The 14,995-nt window shown below is 69.1% G+C and carries 15 protein-coding genes; 6 read left to right on the plus strand and 9 right to left on the minus strand.

The features are described from left to right. Nucleotide 1 precedes the first annotated feature (1 nt). From ACZ4SA_RS14240 to ACZ4SA_RS14260, 5 genes are all read right to left on the minus strand, one after another. Nucleotides 2-1,144, minus strand: coding sequence for a sulfotransferase family protein (locus ACZ4SA_RS14240; RefSeq protein ID WP_468273722.1), 1,143 nt, complete (start codon nucleotides 1,142-1,144; stop codon nucleotides 2-4). Beyond that, nucleotides 1,141-2,127, minus strand: coding sequence for an NAD(P)-dependent oxidoreductase (locus tag ACZ4SA_RS14245; protein ID WP_468273724.1), 987 nt, complete (start codon nucleotides 2,125-2,127; stop codon nucleotides 1,141-1,143). The genes ACZ4SA_RS14240 and ACZ4SA_RS14245 overlap by 4 nt, the downstream gene beginning before the upstream one ends. After that, the gene (locus ACZ4SA_RS14250; RefSeq protein WP_468273726.1) at nucleotides 2,124-3,269 is read right to left on the minus strand and encodes a Glu/Leu/Phe/Val dehydrogenase dimerization domain-containing protein; all 1,146 of its coding nucleotides are present in this window, start codon (nucleotides 3,267-3,269) and stop codon (nucleotides 2,124-2,126) included. Before ACZ4SA_RS14250 ends, ACZ4SA_RS14245 begins: the two co-directional genes overlap by 4 nt. A gap of 141 nt (nucleotides 3,270-3,410) precedes the next feature. Next, nucleotides 3,411-3,677 (minus strand): hypothetical protein, encoded by a 267-nt coding sequence (locus ACZ4SA_RS14255; RefSeq protein ID WP_468273729.1) that lies wholly within the window; start codon nucleotides 3,675-3,677, stop codon nucleotides 3,411-3,413. 56 nt (nucleotides 3,678-3,733) lie between these two features. Then, entirely contained in the window at nucleotides 3,734-3,928 is a 195-nt protein-coding gene (locus ACZ4SA_RS14260; RefSeq protein WP_468273731.1) for a hypothetical protein, read from the minus strand. Nucleotides 3,929-4,528: 600 nt separating this feature from the next. Here ACZ4SA_RS14260 and ACZ4SA_RS14265 point away from each other — a divergent pair. Then, a complete protein-coding gene (locus ACZ4SA_RS14265; RefSeq protein ID WP_468273733.1) occupies nucleotides 4,529-5,551 on the plus strand; it encodes a helix-turn-helix transcriptional regulator in 1,023 nt (340 codons plus the stop codon). Nucleotides 5,552-5,887: 336 nt separating this feature from the next. Here the strand turns inward: ACZ4SA_RS14265 and ACZ4SA_RS14270 are convergent, their stop codons facing one another. Further along, nucleotides 5,888-6,055 carry a hypothetical protein gene (locus ACZ4SA_RS14270; protein WP_468273736.1) on the minus strand — a complete coding sequence of 56 codons (168 nt, stop codon included), beginning with the start codon at nucleotides 6,053-6,055 and terminating at the stop codon, nucleotides 5,888-5,890. Between the two features lie 156 nt (nucleotides 6,056-6,211). Between ACZ4SA_RS14270 and ACZ4SA_RS14275 the strand changes: the two genes are divergently transcribed. The 4 genes from ACZ4SA_RS14275 to ACZ4SA_RS14290 are packed head-to-tail and all read left to right on the plus strand — an operon-like array spanning nucleotide 6,212 to nucleotide 9,367. Beyond that, complete coding sequence (locus ACZ4SA_RS14275; RefSeq protein WP_468273738.1) at nucleotides 6,212-6,634, plus strand: hypothetical protein; 423 nt, start codon at nucleotides 6,212-6,214, stop codon at nucleotides 6,632-6,634. Nucleotides 6,635-6,645: 11 nt separating this feature from the next. Next, nucleotides 6,646-7,437: an ATP-binding cassette domain-containing protein gene (locus ACZ4SA_RS14280; RefSeq protein ID WP_468273741.1), complete on the plus strand. Its 792-nt coding sequence runs from the start codon at nucleotides 6,646-6,648 to the stop codon at nucleotides 7,435-7,437. Next, on the plus strand, nucleotides 7,437-8,753 hold the full coding sequence (locus tag ACZ4SA_RS14285; RefSeq protein WP_468273743.1) for a DUF7224 domain-containing protein: 1,317 nt from the start codon (nucleotides 7,437-7,439) through the stop codon (nucleotides 8,751-8,753). Before ACZ4SA_RS14280 ends, ACZ4SA_RS14285 begins: the two co-directional genes overlap by 1 nt. After that, on the plus strand, nucleotides 8,750-9,367 hold the full coding sequence (locus tag ACZ4SA_RS14290; RefSeq protein ID WP_100110218.1) for a hypothetical protein: 618 nt from the start codon (nucleotides 8,750-8,752) through the stop codon (nucleotides 9,365-9,367). Before ACZ4SA_RS14285 ends, ACZ4SA_RS14290 begins: the two co-directional genes overlap by 4 nt. A 218-nt stretch (nucleotides 9,368-9,585) precedes the next feature. Here ACZ4SA_RS14290 and ACZ4SA_RS14295 read toward each other — a convergent pair whose 3' ends face one another. Both ACZ4SA_RS14295 and ACZ4SA_RS14300 read right to left on the minus strand, forming a co-directional pair. Next, complete coding sequence (locus tag ACZ4SA_RS14295) at nucleotides 9,586-10,191, minus strand: SMI1/KNR4 family protein (protein ID WP_468273746.1); 606 nt, start codon at nucleotides 10,189-10,191, stop codon at nucleotides 9,586-9,588. 49 nt (nucleotides 10,192-10,240) lie between these two features. Continuing rightward, complete coding sequence (locus ACZ4SA_RS14300; RefSeq protein ID WP_468273749.1) at nucleotides 10,241-11,848, minus strand: ISL3 family transposase; 1,608 nt, start codon at nucleotides 11,846-11,848, stop codon at nucleotides 10,241-10,243. Nucleotides 11,849-12,007: 159 nt separating this feature from the next. On the opposite strand from ACZ4SA_RS14300, the gene ACZ4SA_RS14305 reads away from it, so the two are divergent. After that, nucleotides 12,008-12,217, plus strand: a complete 210-nt coding sequence (locus ACZ4SA_RS14305; protein ID WP_468273751.1) for a hypothetical protein — start codon at nucleotides 12,008-12,010, stop codon at nucleotides 12,215-12,217. A 457-nt stretch (nucleotides 12,218-12,674) separates the two neighbouring features. On the opposite strand, the gene ACZ4SA_RS14310 is transcribed toward ACZ4SA_RS14305, so the two are convergent. Further along, entirely contained in the window at nucleotides 12,675-13,319 is a 645-nt protein-coding gene (locus ACZ4SA_RS14310) for a dihydrofolate reductase family protein (RefSeq protein WP_468273754.1), read from the minus strand. Nucleotides 13,320-14,995: the final 1,676 nt, after the last annotated feature.

Genomic DNA, 14,995 nt, shown 5'->3' on the forward strand with positions numbered 1-14,995 from the left:
CTCACACCGCGAACCGGCTGCGATAGGACTCGGTGGCTCGCAGGATCGAGGACTCGGAGAGCCCGAACTCGGTGGGCCCGTAACGGTGGGAACCGTGGGCCCTCTGCGAGTGACGGCCCAGATGGTCCGCGATCCGGCCGTGGAAGGCGGGGGTGAACGGGATCTCCAGGAACGCGCAGACCTCCCGCATGGCCTCGACCGGGTCGGCCACCAAGCGCCGGTAGGGCAGGTCCATGACCGGCTGCCCGGCGACCATGGCATCCCGGTTCTCGGCGAGCTCGGCCGACAGGCCGGTGACGCGGTCGGACCACTGGGTCCCGATCTCTTCGAGGTCCTGTCGGTCGCTGCGTGCTCCGCGCACCGTGCGGCACAGGCTCGCGGTGGACGCCACCACCTGCACCGGATCACGGTGCAGATGGATGAAGCGGGCCTCGGGGTAGACACGTGCCAGGTCACTCAGGAACCAGGTGTGGAAGGGACACTTGAGCACCGGTGTGGGCACTGTTCCGTCCGGGCGCCGGTGCGCCCACATCAGCGCCTGGAGCTGCCTGCGGTGCCACCGATAGGGCTCGACCAGGTTCTGTCGGTGCAGCCACTCCCCGTACGAGGGGACGCGGTAGCGCATCTCCAGGACCATGCTGTGGAAGGTGTTGGCGAGGAGCCGGTGGCACTCGTCCGGCAGGCCGGCGTCGATGAAGTGGATGCCGGGCAGCGCCGGGGCCTTGGCGTAGTAGTCGTCCACGTACGCCTGTGCCGTGGCACGCAACTCGGCGTGGGAGTCGGGCTGTTGTCCTGCCTCGACCGGGTTTGCGAGTTCCCACAGCAGCGGGCTGTGCAGGTCCTCGTGCCGGCCGAGCAGATTGTGCAGCAGCGTGCTGCCGGTCCGCAGGAAGCCGACGACGAACACCGGGCGTCCCAGGTCGAGCCGGGCGATCCCGGGCTGTGTCTGATGGGTCACGGCGGTATCGGTGAGCACCTGCCGACTGCGCTCCACGGAGCGCAGCACCGGCTCGACGTCCCCCGGCCGCAGCCGGGCCTCGCTGTCGAGGGCGGCGGTGAACCGGTCCATGCCCTCCTCGATGGCCGACATCGCCTCGGCGGCGGGTGAACCGGGGTGAGCGTCAAAGGGCTGGATGGCCGTCACTTCGCGGTCCTTTCTCTCCAGGCAGTGATGTCGCGTGGCGCCCTCATGCTGCGCAGGTCGTACAGGTTGGCCAGGAACGCCTGGGCCACGAGAGTCGGCTCGTCGGGGAAGGCGAAGGCCCGGTGCGGCGAGACGACGAGCCCCGGCACCTGCCACGCGTCGTCATCCGGGGGCAGCGGCTCGGTGTCGTGGACGTCGAGGAACGCCCCGCGCAGCCGCCCTGCTCGCAGCGCCGCGTACAGCGCCGCGGTGTCGAGGGTCTCCGCGCGCCCTACGTTGACGACCGTGGCGTGCTCCGGCAGCGCGGCCAGCACCTGGCGGTCGATCAGTCGCCGGGTCCCGGGACCACCGGGCAGACAGAGGACCAGGTGGTCGAACCTTCCTGCCGTGGCGGCCAGTTGGCCGGAGGAGATACACCGTTCGGCGCCTGGCACCTCATACCTCCGGCCCGGACGGGTCACGGCCACGGTGCGTGCGCCCAGCGCTGTCAGGCGCTGCAGCACCGCACGGCCGATCCGCCCGGTGCCCACCACCGCGACGGTGCTCCCGCTCAGCATCAGCGCGTCGGACGTGTACCAGTCGTTCGTGTGACCGAACCTGAGGTCGGACAGCGACTTGAGGGTGTGCAGCAGCCCCGCCACGGCGTACTCGGCGACCGCGTCCACCGGCACGCGGGCCGAGGTGGTGACCAGCACGTCGGGGGCCAGGCCGGCGGCGCCCAGGTGGTCGGTTCCGGTACCGGTCAGATGCAGCCAGCGAAGCTTCGGACAATCCCTGAGGCTCCCCGGGGGAAACTGGTAGCCGACGACGACATCCGCCGCGAGGTGATCTGCCCCGGAGCCTTCTCCGGTGAGCAGCCGCACCCCGGGGGTGCCGCTCAGCTCGTCGTGCAGCACCGCCGACATCCCCGTGTGGGTGATGAGGACGTCGACCTCGCCCCAGCCGCGTCGAACCATCGCCTCCTGAGCGCCGAGCTGTGTCATGTCAACAGCCCACGCCGACGGTCGGCCAGCAGGCTCGGCACGGGGTCTCCCGTGCCGCCCCGGGCTATCTCGAGGACGTCGCGGCTGTTGCGCCGCACCCGCTGGTCCACCCAGTCGAAGAGCCAGTTGACGGTCTCCTTCAGCGGCATCTCCGGGACGGCTCCGGTGAGCACGCAGCCGGTGACGGCGGCACCTCCGACGTTCGCCACGACATCGGGCAGCACGACGGTTCCGGCGGACCGCATACGTTCCTTGGCTCCCGGGCTACAGCAGAGGTTGCCGCCTTCGACTACCAGGTCGGCCCGGACCCGGTGCACGTTGTCGACGCGTATGGCGTCTCCACCGGCAGCCAGGACCAGGACGTCCGCGTCCACATCGAGCCACGCCTCGGGTTCGGCCACCGCGGTCACCGAGTCGGGGAGCCTCGAGCGGTCGATGGTGCCGGCGGTGTCGGTAACGGTGAGCAGAGCGTGCACTGGCAAGCCCGCGGGGTCGTGCACCGTACCGGCCACATCGGCGACTGCCACGATGCGGTGGCCGCGAGCTTCGAGGGTCTTGGCCACCGCGCGGCCCACGGTGCCGAAACCTTGGATGGCGACACGGCGAGGGCTGGTCCAGCCACCGGCTTCGAGGGCGTTGAGGGTGCCCGCGCTGACACCGAACCCGGTGATGTCGACCAGGTGCGTCCAGAAGCTCGCCCAGTCGGTGGGCAACCGGGAGGCCCGAGTGTTCCGCTTCAGGTCGTAGTCGGCCTCGGCGAAGAAGAGGTCGCGGTCTGCGTGCGTCGTGCCCTGGTCACAGCCTAGGTAGATGCCACCGTGAAGCAGCGGAGCCACCGCGCGGCCGAACGAGCGCAGCGCCCGCTCCCGCTGCCCGGGCACCGCGACGATACCGGCCTTGGCCCCGCCGATGGGCAGCCCGACCAGCCCGAGCTTCACGGTCATCGCCCGCGCGAGGCCACGCACCTCCGCCTCGTTCACCGACCCGGTCATGCGCGTCCCGCCCATGGCCATGCCGTCGACCAAGGAGTCCACCACGACCCACCCGTCCAGCGCTTCGGACGGTGTGGCCACGGACGTACAGAGCAGCGGCGGGGGTGCATCACCCTCGACCGGCTTGCTCTCCAGCAGAGTTTCAGTCACGGTTCTCCCCATTCCTGGCGCCGATTTGGCACAACGAAATCCAGCATGCGAACGGCATGCGCAACTTGCTCGAAGTCACCCGAAGAACAGGCGAGAGTAATATGATTCCCGCACTCGAAGTCGGCGCGCCTTTCCGAACTTTCAGCTCTCGCCGATGTGGCGGCTCACCACTCCGTCGCGAACCCATTCGTGCAGTACTGAGTTGGTCAACAACTCGTCGACCACACTCGCCACTTCAGTGGAGGACGAACGGTCGGGCGGCGTGATCGTCAGCGCCATTGCGGTCTTGGTGCAGCCGAGCAGGTTCGCGGACCACTGCTTGGGCAGGAGGGCCATCAGTCGAACTGCGGCCGTCTCGGGCGAGGCATTTCCGATGGTGCGGATCCGCACGTTATATGTGGCAGACATGGCGGCTCCTCTTGCACGTCGAAAGGTATTGGGGATAAGTTCGCCGCCCCTTCGGCTCACCCCCAGTCGTTCACGTTCTCCGTCATGACGACTGCTGACAGTCCGGAATCCCCGGCCGTGGCGGGGGCGGCCGTTACGGCACCCGCACCGGCGAACGTGAGCGACACCGCCCCGATGATCGATCCAAGGGCGAAGCGTTTGGTCTTGTTCGAGCCGGGAGGCTTCATACGGGAACGAGTTGCGCGACGCATATCTGCTCCGTCTCATCGGAATTCGTGTGCTGCGAGCTCGTTACAGCACAACTCTGCCGTCGCTCGAGCCATGTGTGGGCGGCGCGCTTACTCAGCTTCCTGCAAGCTCTCCAGCCACATGCTGCACGGCCGCCGGAGCGCGTCGGGTCGGCCTCGATCCACCGCGTGAGTTCTGACAACGGGTGTGCAGCGGGATCCGGGTGCTTCTTCTGGGCACGACCGGCGGCGGTCTCGCGCGCGCCGCCGCATCGCCCGGTTCCTGGTGGAGGACAGGCAGGAGCATGGCGTAGCCGGGCCGGCGCGAGCCCTTGCCGCTGTTGATGTCGCGGCGCCGCCCGTGCCCCGTCCCGCGGGAGGTTTCCTACTCGGCTTTCACCCGCCCGTGGACCTGCTCGACCAGACCTGTACCGAAGCACGAGCACCCCGACTTTGAATCGACCTGTGGCCGTACGGGCACCGTTCCGCGCGTCGGTGGGTTGTCACGATTGAATCTCAGCAGCGGAGCCGTCCGAAAGGGCCACGACCGATATCTTGATCTTGTTTTCTGACCTGGGCTCTGCTGTCACTGCGGAGAACCCCGCGCCAGGGCGAGGAGAAGTGGTGACCCACGCGGACCTGAGCTTTCTGGGAGTGAGCCCCGATGACGAGGCTCTGTACCGGGTACTCCTCCGCCGGGGCGGTTTCGGCCCAGCCGAGATCGCGCGCCATCTGACCGGCGAGGCGCGGGCGGGCCAGAACCCGCAAGCCGTCTACCAGCGCCTCACCTCACTGGGTCTCGCCACCGAGACCCCCGGCGGTCTGCTGGCCCCCGTGTCGCCGGCCAAGGCGGTCGAAGGGCTGGTCGAGCGCGAAGTGGGGCGTCTGAGGGCGCAGTTGGAAGAACAGGCGATCACCAGTGGCATCGTCGACGCACTGCTCGCAGAGCACGACAAGTCACTGGGTGGCAACAGCCGACCCCCGGGTCCCCAGAGTGCCGTTCAGCACATCGAGGGAATGGCCGCGGTACGCACCACCATCGACGAACTCACCTTCTTCACCCGGACCGAGAACCTGACCACCAGTCCGACCGGGGTGCTCAGCCAGGACACCATCGACCACGCCCGCATCCTCGACACTCGCGTACTGCGCCGCGGAGTGCACATGCGCACCCTGTTGGCCTCGCCCGCACTCGATGACCCCGTCACCATGAGCTACCTACGTGAACTGTCCGCAAAAGGCGCCCAAGTGCGCATCTCTTACCAGCCTCTGGAACGGCTGATCATTTGCGACCGCGCCGCGGCCCTCACCCCCATCGACCCCGCCAACACCTCCAAGGGCGCGATTCTCACCCGCAATCCCGGACTGGTGGCCGCCCTGGTTTCGCTCTTCGAGCGCATGTGGGACGCGGCGCACGATCTCCCGGTGACCGACAACGGGGAGTTCATGCCGGCCGATCTCGCCACCAGCGTGGAACGCCAGGTACTCCAGTCCCTGTGCATTGCGGACAAGGACGAGATAGGCGCCCGCGAACTGGGCATCGCGGTCCGTACCTACCGCAAACACGTGGCGTCGATCATGCAGCGCCTCGGAGCCGCCAACCGCTTCCAGGCGGCACTGCTGGCTCGGGAGCGCGGCTGGGTCTGAGCAGGGTCGATACGGCATCGAACCGCCGGTGGCGTCCTGTCCCACTCCAGCGGCGAGCGGGAGCGAGCAACGAGCCCCTCTCCAGAGGTGTCTTGGCGGCGCTCTTCGGTTTCCTGGCCGTGAGCAGAAGGGCAGCAGACCGTGCGCAGGACGCACGGGAGCGCGCCGAGTTCGTGGTCGCGAAGGCTGACGCGGCACTGAGTGATGAGAGCCCGGTCAGGTAGGGCGATTGACGCGTCTGTCCTGGCCAGGATCCGGGGCTTGAAGCCGTGCGGGATGTCCCGCTCCCGGGCTGGTGCCATCCCAGCTGCGGGCCATTGAGGGGCGCGGGTCGGGTCACACCTTCTTGACGACGATCGTGTCCGGGACCAGCTTCTCCAGGTCGTCGACGTCCGAGGTGAAGACGGTGACCGTGTCCACACCACCGGGGTCACCTCCACGCTTCGGCGCCCCAGAATCGCGGCGGCGGGCGTGATGGTGGTGGGCATCGGGCTGATGCTGCAAGCGGGGTGAGCCGTCGCGGCGACCCGCGCGTCCACGTTCGGCGGGCACATCCCACACGCTGTGATCAGTCGCACGCTTGATCTAATCATCTGCGCTCCCGGCCGGCTTCGCATAGCGTGGTCCATGCCCAACTCGCTTCATTCAAAGGGGGATTGCATGCGTGTCACCATGACCAAGCGGCGTACGCGCGCGCTCGTCGGTACGCTGACGGCACTGGCCGTCGGCGTGCCCGCCGTGAGCGCTGTGGCTGCCGAGATCAGCGGCAGCCGACTGCCCTTCAGTGTTGCCACCGCGGGTAGCCGTGAGGACGGCGACCGCTGGCGGGGCGCCGGAAGCGGCCACGCCAAGGCCTGTGGCGATGTGCCGGTCAACGACACGCGGACGTTCAGCGCCTACATTTACGAGGACCGGAGCTTCCGCCCCGACCCGCAGATCGCCAGCACGTCGCGGAGCTACCGCTCCGGGTACGGCTGCGGTGCCTACAAGGGCACCAGCACCGGCAACAAGTACTACACCAAGGCCACCTGGGCGGGCATTCCCGGGAGCCGCGCGACCGGTTACGTGAACGCCCAGAACTGATCAGGAAAACCGTGTCACCTCACAACAGCACCGCCGCCACCGGCACCGAGCCGGTGGCGGCGGTCGCCGGCGTTTCGATCCGTTACGGTTCGACGACCGCCCTCGACGACGTCACACTCGCGTTCTCCGCAGGGGTCACCGGCCTCCTGGGGCCCAACGGGGCGGGGAAGAGCACCCTGTTGTCCGTACTGAGCACGGCCCGCAGACCCGGGTCCGGCACGCTCACCGTCCTCGGCGAGCAGGCACCGAACGGAGCCGCCGTGCGGCGGCTGCGGCAGCGGATCGGGGTGCTGCCGCAGTCCTTCGGCTTCTATCCCGCCTTCACCGTGCTGGAGTTCACCGAGTACGCGGCCTGGCTGCGCAAGGTGCCGTCGGCGCGGCGCCGCCAGCGGGCCCGTGAGGCGCTGCGCCTGGTAGAGATGGCGCAGTACGCGGACCGCAAGATGGGGGCGCTGTCCGGTGGCATGCTCCGGCGGGTGGGCATCGCCCAGGCCATGGTCAACGAGCCGGCCCTCGTCCTCCTCGACGAGCCGACGGTCGGGCTCGACCCCGCGCAGCGCGTCGGTTTCCGCACCCTCATCCAGGGCCTGGGCGAGCGGTGCGCCGTCGTGATGAGCACGCACCTGGCCGAGGACGTGGCGCACGTGTGCGACCGGGTGTCCGTCCTCCTCCAGGGAAAGGTCCGCTTCACCGGTACGGTTGCCGAGCTGTGCGCCCTGCCCGGGGAGAGCCCCGAAGTGGGCGGGGCGTCCGTGGAGGCCGGATATCTCCATCTGGCCGGGTCGGAAGCGGTGACGAGCTGATGCGCGTGCTGCTGACCGAGATGCGCCGCGGCGAGGCCAAGTGGGTCGCCGGACTCATGGGCGCGATCGGCTGCTACTACTTCCTGTCCGAAAGCCCCGCCCAGAGCGACTGGATCGGCTGGTGGACGCAGACCAGCCTGCGGGTCCAGCTCTTCGCGGTCATCGTGATGGGCTCGCTGATGAGCAGCGCCGCCGCGTGGGCCGCCGGGCGCGCCCACCGCCATCAGGTGCGGATCTGGGCCGACACCACCGCCCGCAGCGGCTGGACGCAGTCGCTCGTGCTCTGGCTCGCGGCCTGGCTGTGGTCCCTGATCGCCTACGGCGTCCTCACCACCGTGGCGTTCGCCCGGACCGCCCAGGTCAGCGAGACCGGCGGGCCGGTCTGGACGCCCCTGCTGCTCGGCGCCTCGATGCTGGCCCTGCAGACCGGCGTGGGCGTGGCCCTGGGCACCGCCCTGCCGTCCCGGGTCTGCGCGCCCTTCGCCGGAGTCCTCTGGTACGGCCTCTTCGTCGCCCTCCCGTTCGTACCGACGAGTCCGCTCAACAAGCTCTTCCCCGCGATCGACGAGCACTGGGACACCCTGTTCGAGCCGAACACGACGCGCATGCTGGTCGCCATGGCGTGGTGCCTGGCGCTGGGCCTGGTGCTGCCGGCCCTTCCGGCGCTGCGGCGGAGCGCCACCGTGCGGCCCCGGCCGCTGCCCCTCGTGGCGCTCGGGCTCGTCGCCCTGACGGCCGGCGGCGCGCTCGTCGCCTTCCGCACCCCGGTACCGGATTCCTACTGGGCCGTGCGCAAGGCGCAGCCCTCCCAGGCGGCCTGCGCCACCAGTGGCCGTACGACGGCCTGCCTGTGGCCGGAGGACCGCCACCTGCTGCCCCGCGCGGAGGCCGCCGTCCGGCACGTCGACACGGGCCTGGGCACCCTGTCGGGCCTCAACCGCGGCTACTACGCCACGGGCCTGGAGCTTCCCCAGGGGCACACCGCCGAACTGCCGCTGACTTCCCCCGACATGAGCGAGGAGGAGCTGACCGACGCCATGTTCACGGCCTCGCTGCCCCAGCCTCCGCCGGAGTGCGAGCCCCACCTGCTGAAGGAGACCGGAGGTTACCCGGACACCTTCCTCTTCGAGGCCGTGGTGCGTCACCGGCTCGGTGCCCCCGTCGAGTACTACGGGGACGACTTCGGCGCGGCCCTCGAACGCGTCACCACCGCCCCGCGCGCCGAACAGGACCGCTGGATCGAGGCTTCGGCCGGCCACATCCGAGCCTGCCGCCCCGTCCCCGCACTCCCGCCGGCGCCCCGGGCCCGCCCGTGAACGCCGCCCTCGCCTACGCGCGCAGCCGCGGCCTGCCGCGTGCCGCCGCCATCGGCGCGGTCATCGCCTCGGCGACGGCCCTGCTGGCGCAGCAGCGCGTCGCCGTACCGGAGTTCCGCCACCTCGTCGACTTCAGCGTCCCGGTCGCCGAGGTCGCGCCGGTGGCGTACGCGGTGGTCCTCGGCACCACCCTGTTCTCGCCCATGGGCGACCTGGAACAGACCGCCGCCCAGCCGATGCGCCGTCACCGCGCCGTCCACCTGTCCGTGCTGCTCGGCCTGGCCGTCGCCCTGAGCGCCCTCCCGCTGCTGGGCGGAGCGACCGGCGCGGTGCTCGGCGCGTCCGTACGCAATGTCGTCGGCCACCTCGGCCTGGCCATGATCAGCGCCCGCCTCTTCGGAAGCGGCCTGTCGTGGTTGCTCCCCCTGGGCATGCTGGGCCCCACGCTGCTGCTGGGCGTACGGTTCGACAACACGCCCGAGCCGTGGGCCTGGTCGCTCCACCCCGCCTCCGGGACCTCGGCCGCCGCCGTGGCCGTGTCGCTGTGGGTCCTGGGCGCGATGGCGGCGGTGACGGGGCAGCCGAGGCGGACTGAGCGGGCCGAGCAACGCTGAGTACGGAAACCGCTAGTAGGACTCCGTTAGGTCGGTCTGGTCTGCCGTCTGGCGTGTGGTGCGGGTAGGGGGCGGTGGCAGGTGGTGCAGGTGCCGGTCCAGCAGTTCAGCAGGTCTTGGAGGGCGTCGAGGATCTGGTAGAGGGACAGGCCGGTGTGTCGGCTTTTGGGGTCAGCCGCTGCTCGGTGATGGCTTTGTTCACGAGAATGGGTTCTGGCTCAGGTTCTGTGGAGTGGCCACGGCGAGTGAGCGAGCCGCTGCCGAATCGGATGCGCTCGGAGCTGGGGTGAGGTGAGCTCCAGAGCCCGGTTGTCCTGTCCGGCAGCCATGTGGTCGAGCCATCGTTCACACCAGGCGAGAAAGTCCGGGGCTGAGGAGACGTTCGGGCCCCAGAAGCCGTCTGCGTTGCCGATGAGCACGCGCCCGGTGAGAGGGCCGGTTATGCCTATGAGGACGAGATCGCTGCAGCCGCGTTCGATGACGTGCAGGAACAGGTCACCACGGCGGGTGGGGCGGTAGGCCCGGCTGAATCCTCTTGAGCCCGTGCTGGCGTCTCTGGAGTTCATCGTGAAGAGCGTGCAGTCCTCCAGCGGGATCAGTCCGTAGTACGGAGCCGCACCACTGCCGCCCATGTTGGTGAGGAAGTCTCGGTAGAGCTGCGGGAGTTCCACGTCATGCTCGGCCTGAAAGGCATCTGCCTGACCTTTGGTGAGGCGGGGGCCGAGACGAAATTCGTGCCGCTCCTCCCCAAAGGAGTGGCTTCGGTTGGGCGCGTAGGGGATGCGTGCCAGCTTGCGTCGCAACCGCGGGATGCGGGAGTCCATGCGAGCTCTTCTCTCGTGTCGCCCGCAATCTATCGCACGGCACCAGAGCTCATCCTGCGAGCAGGACTCGCTTCCTCAGCAGTTGGAAGCCGGCCCGGCCGAACATCTGGCGCTTGAGCATCTTGATCCGGTTGACGTGCCCTTCGACGACGCCAGAACTCCACGGCAGAGTGAGGCCGGCGATGACGGCGTCGCGGTCGCGGTCGATGCCCGCGGCGAGGGTGTGGAGGCTGGGCAGGTCGTCCTGCCGGACGGCGTCGAGCCAGTCGGGCAGGCGCTCGCCCTGGCGGTCGGTGAGCATGGTCGCGAAGGAGCGGACGTGCCCGGTGAGGGCGTCGAGTTCGGAGCAGTGCGTCCGGACAGCCTTGAGCTGGAGTTGCTCGGTCTCGGTGAGGGTGTCCGGACGGCGGAGGATCCATCCGGCGACGGTCCGGGGCGAGGGCGGCCGGGCGGTCACCTGCTGCGGTGAGGTGCGCTTGTCGTGCAGGTAGGCGCGAACGCGCTGGTAGCTGCCCTTGTAGCCGAGTGGCACGATCTCTTCCCACAGCTTCCAGGCGTTGGTGCAGCCCTCGCTCCAGCGGTCGTCCAGGTAGGGCTTGTAGTCGTCGAGGACGGAGGGCCGGTTCTGCCACTGACCGGTGAACAGCTCTTCCGGCGTCGCGGCGTCGGCGAACTGCTTGACGGTGCGGTAGGTCATCCCGAGCTGCCGCTGGACCGAGCGCCGGCTGTGTCCCGCCGTCAGCAGTGCGTGGACGGCGGCATGCCGGGCCCGGGTCCGGTCGGCGAACCGGTGCCCGCGCGGCCAAGGAGAACCGGACGAGTCCGCGGCTGGAACAGCCTTGGGTTCGGGTCCGGGTTCAGAGGCCGTGGGGACCAGAGCGCGGAGGCAGCGACGGTGCTGGGCGACGCTCCGCTCGGTGGCCTCGCTGAGGTTGTGCCAGAGATGCCACCGGTCCGCGACCTGGACGGCCTGCGGTGCACCGGCGGTGGCGCCCTCCGCGAAGAACGGCGCCCGGTCCCTGCACACGACCTCGACGCCGGGCCGATCGGCGAGCCAGGCCGCCAGGCTCGATGCCTCCCGGTCGGGCAACAGGTCGACAGGGCGGCGGGTTTCGACGTCGACGAGAACGGTGCCGTAGTGGCGGCCCTTGCGGGTGGCGTACTCGTCAACGCCGACCACACGCGGGGCGGGCACTTCCGGCTCGGGAAGGGCGTCGACCAGGCGCAGGACGGTGCTCCGGCTGACGCAGACCCCGAGCGCGGAGCTCAGGCGGGCGCCGGCACGGCCCGCCAAGGCGAGACCGACCGCGGCCAGCGTCGCGCGCAGCCGCTCGGTCCGCTGACCGTGCCGACGGGTCAGGCCGGGTATCTGCTCGACGAAGGTGCGGCGCGTGCACCCCGAGTTCCTGCAGGAGAACCGGCGGACCCTCAGCTGAAGAACAACGCTTCGTCCGGCGCTGGGCACATCAGCAGGAAACCGCAGGTAGGAACCATGAACCCGGTTCGACCAGACCCCGCACGCCGGGCAAGCGGCACCGTTCGCAGTGCATTCCGCGTCGACCCGCACTATCGCGATGCTCACGTCCACCGACAGCACCGCAACGTCCGCGATCGACGGGAACAACAGCTCCTTCAACCGGAGCACGATCTCTTCCACGGCCCCGAACTGTCATCCCAACCGCCTTGACCACGGCTCATTTTCGGGCGACTTCACCTACTGCCCGGAGAAGCTCAGCCGTCACTCAGCGTGGCCGCGTCACAGAAGTTGAGCCAGAACCCAATCTCGTGCACAAAGTCAATCCCCTTCGCCATCGGTATGTCCGACGAGATCGGCGATACCGACGCAATCCACTACGCTGCCCAGTTCTACGCTGCAGTCGCCAACGGGCAGTCCATCGCGGCCGCTCATGCGTCCGGACAGGCCGCTGTCGAACTCGCCGGCCTTCCCGACCATGACCTCCCAACTCTTGCCCACGCGACCGATGTCGACCCTCGGGCGACCTTCCTCGTCAAGCCACCCCAGTAGCCGTGCCACACCGCGGCACTGCAGTGGTGGGCAAGGTAGCGCTCCTCGCTGGCGGCGCGCTCGCGACTCTCGGCGCTGTGCGCGTGAATGTGAGGGCCTGCACGCCGTCATGGGAGGGGGAACCGGCCCGCTGACGCGCCATGAGCGCAGCAGAGGGCCAGGGCGGAGTGGCGGCGCAGTCACTGGGGGTCGGACACAGAGACGTTGTAGGTACCAGCCATGGCTGGTACCCCTCACGATGGCATTGCACCCACAGCCGCACCGGGGCACGGTCGTAGCGCTCGCGCCACGACACGGGATCGGCCCACGTAGGGGCGAAGCTCCGCTTCAGGTGGAGCTTGCGCTACTCGCCCAGCTCCATCGGGGCGGCAGGCACCTCACGGCTATTACGCGAGGCACGATCATTTACTGAAACGCCCGCATCGGCTGTGCTGACATCCCCGAGTGAGCCCTCGTGTCACTTTCGCCAGAACAGGTGGTGCGTCACGCCGCTCGGGCTGGGCACGACCTCAAGGTGGAACCGGTCGAGCAGCTCATCGGGTGACTCCCAGAGTCGTACTCCGGACCCGAGCTTCACCGGCGAGACCGCCACATGCATGGTGTCGACGAGGTCGGCGTCGAGGAACTGCCGGATGGTGGTAACCCCGCCGCCGAGTCGGACGTCCTTGCCCTGCGCCGCTTCCCGCGCCTGCTCGAGGACCGTGGCCGGGTCGCCGTCGACGAAGTGGAACGTGGTGTCGGAGAGCGAGAACGAAGGCCGCTTGTGGTGGGTCATGACGAGCACCGGGGTGTGGAACGGGGGCTCGTCGCCCCACCAGCCCCGCCACTCATGGTCCTGCCAGGGCCCGCGCTGGGGCCCGAACTTGTTGCGGCCCATGATCTCGGCGCCGATGTTGTGGGTGAAGTCCCGCGTGAAGTAGTCGTCGAGGCCCCGGCTCCCCCCGGGGTCGGTGCGCCCGGGCCAGCTCGCCGTGGCGCCGGCCCAGGAGACCAGCCTCCCGGGATCGACATGACCGAACGGCCTCTCGAGGGTCTGGTCCTCACCGGCACCGATCCCGTCACTCGAGATGCAGAAGTTCTGCACTCTCAGTAGCTGAGCCACGTGTTCCTCCTCTGTTGTCGATAACGGTGGTGAGACTCTCCGGGCCGCGAAAACTCATCGCTGCGTCCGCCACAACAACGATCCCCAACGCTTCTTCGTCTCCAGGATGGACCGGGGGCCGATGTCGGACACTCCACACCTCACAGTCTGCGGGAGAGCGGCGGACGTTCGAACGGTCGCTCGACGCCTCCGAACGCACTGAGGTGGGGCCAATCGACTCATTCACAGCAGGCCCTGAAGATCGCTAATCGGGGCCAAAGGACTCGTTCCCCTGGGGCCAGAAAACTCGTTCGCGGCCACTTCACCTCGACGGCGTCCAACCGCTCCAGCGCCGGTGGTCGTTCGAACGTCAGCATCAGGCCGGCCTGGTCCGTCGCCGGTCCCAGCCTGGTGATCGTGACGTCGAAGCGCGGGGTCATCTCGTGGTGCCACCGGTCCCGCTCGATCTGCGCCACCGCCTCGGCGGCGGCCCTCGATCGGTCCGCGGCCGGTTGGACTGGCGGGCGGCCTCATTGGCGGTACGGCCGATCTTCAGTGCAATCAAGGCCGTGCCAACGCCGGCTAGGGCGGACACCGCGCTGAGGCCATCGGCCCAGGAGATATCTGCCATAGCTGAGCACGGTAGCCCGCAGTGGCCCGTTGTGTCCGAAGGGTCGGTGGAAGCCCAGGACTGCTCTCCCTGCCCTGCGGCACGAGGTAGCGGTCAGCGCTTCACGGCTGTGGTCTTCTTTGGCTGGCGGGGAAGGCTGCGATGTCTCTCAAGACACGCAGGCTGCGCTCGGTGCGTGTTCGAGCGGCCTCGGAGGCGGAGCGATGCAGCCGTTCGGGAGCCGGGACGTGAAGGCGGCTCCCAAATGGCTCCCAAAACGGCCCCCACAACCACTCAGGGGCCCGACCCGCGATGCGGATCAGGCCCCTGACCTGGTGTTTCTCTGTCGGGGTGGCGGGATTTGAACCCACGACCTCTTCGTCCCGAATGAGGTTCGGTTGCTGATCTGGCCTGCGTGGCTGGTATTTGGGCAGGTCAGAAGGTTGGTGCTGGTTGGTCTCGGTGGGTACGGAAGGGAGCCGGGGAGCAGGTCGGCTCCCAGATGGCTCCCAGAGCCCACGTCCGCCGACCGCGATCACTCGCTGTCGCCGCGAACCGCTAGGAGCTCGGATGCAGCGGTTGCTACCGCCCTGCTTTCGTTCGGGCGAAATCCTCGCTGTTTCCGTCGCTGTCCGGCTCAGAGGTCCTAGCGTCAGCCACGTTGCGTTGCATGGGTGAGAGGACCTGAGTATGACCGACCTCGCCGAAGCTGTTTGGCCACCTCCTTCGCCGCGCCGACTTCCCGGGCGGGCGAGGCGACGCACGGATGTTCTGCGCGAGTACGAGAAGCCGGGCGTGGCGGTCGGCGGGCGGGCTTCCGCGGCTTCGTCATGCTGTCGCGGCGGAGGAGCCGGATACCGAGGAGACCCGCAGCCGCGTGCCGCGTTCGGCGCACCGACGGATGGAGCGTGACGTGAGCTTCCTCGACACGGCCCGCGGGGCCACCCGGCTCCCCGCCCGGGACCTGGACCGGGCACGGCGCTCCTACCTCGGCGCTCCTTCCCCGATCACCACCCGCCGACACGGTGCCGGCGGTGGAGCCCGGCTCGTGGCCCGCATCCGAGCGGGGCGCCGGGCCCGTCCGGCA

The organism is Streptomyces sp. NPDC027962, assembly GCF_055566095.1.

Bases quoted from the DNA above. Each gene is read 5' to 3' on its own strand.
- ACZ4SA_RS14245 (WP_468273724.1), bottom strand. From the start codon at position 2,127: ATGACACAGCTCGGCGCTCAGGAGGCGATGGTTCGACGCGGCTGGGGC.
- ACZ4SA_RS14255 (WP_468273729.1), bottom strand. From the start codon at position 3,677: ATGTCTGCCACATATAACGTGCGGATCCGCACCATCGGAAATGCCTCG.
- ACZ4SA_RS14260 (WP_468273731.1), bottom strand. From the start codon at position 3,928: ATGCGTCGCGCAACTCGTTCCCGTATGAAGCCTCCCGGCTCGAACAAG.
- ACZ4SA_RS14275 (WP_468273738.1), top strand. From the start codon at position 6,212: ATGCGTGTCACCATGACCAAGCGGCGTACGCGCGCGCTCGTCGGTACG.
- ACZ4SA_RS14285 (WP_468273743.1), top strand. From the start codon at position 7,437: ATGCGCGTGCTGCTGACCGAGATGCGCCGCGGCGAGGCCAAGTGGGTC.
- ACZ4SA_RS14295 (WP_468273746.1), bottom strand. From the start codon at position 10,191: ATGGACTCCCGCATCCCGCGGTTGCGACGCAAGCTGGCACGCATCCCC.
- ACZ4SA_RS14305 (WP_468273751.1), top strand. From the start codon at position 12,008: ATGTCCGACGAGATCGGCGATACCGACGCAATCCACTACGCTGCCCAG.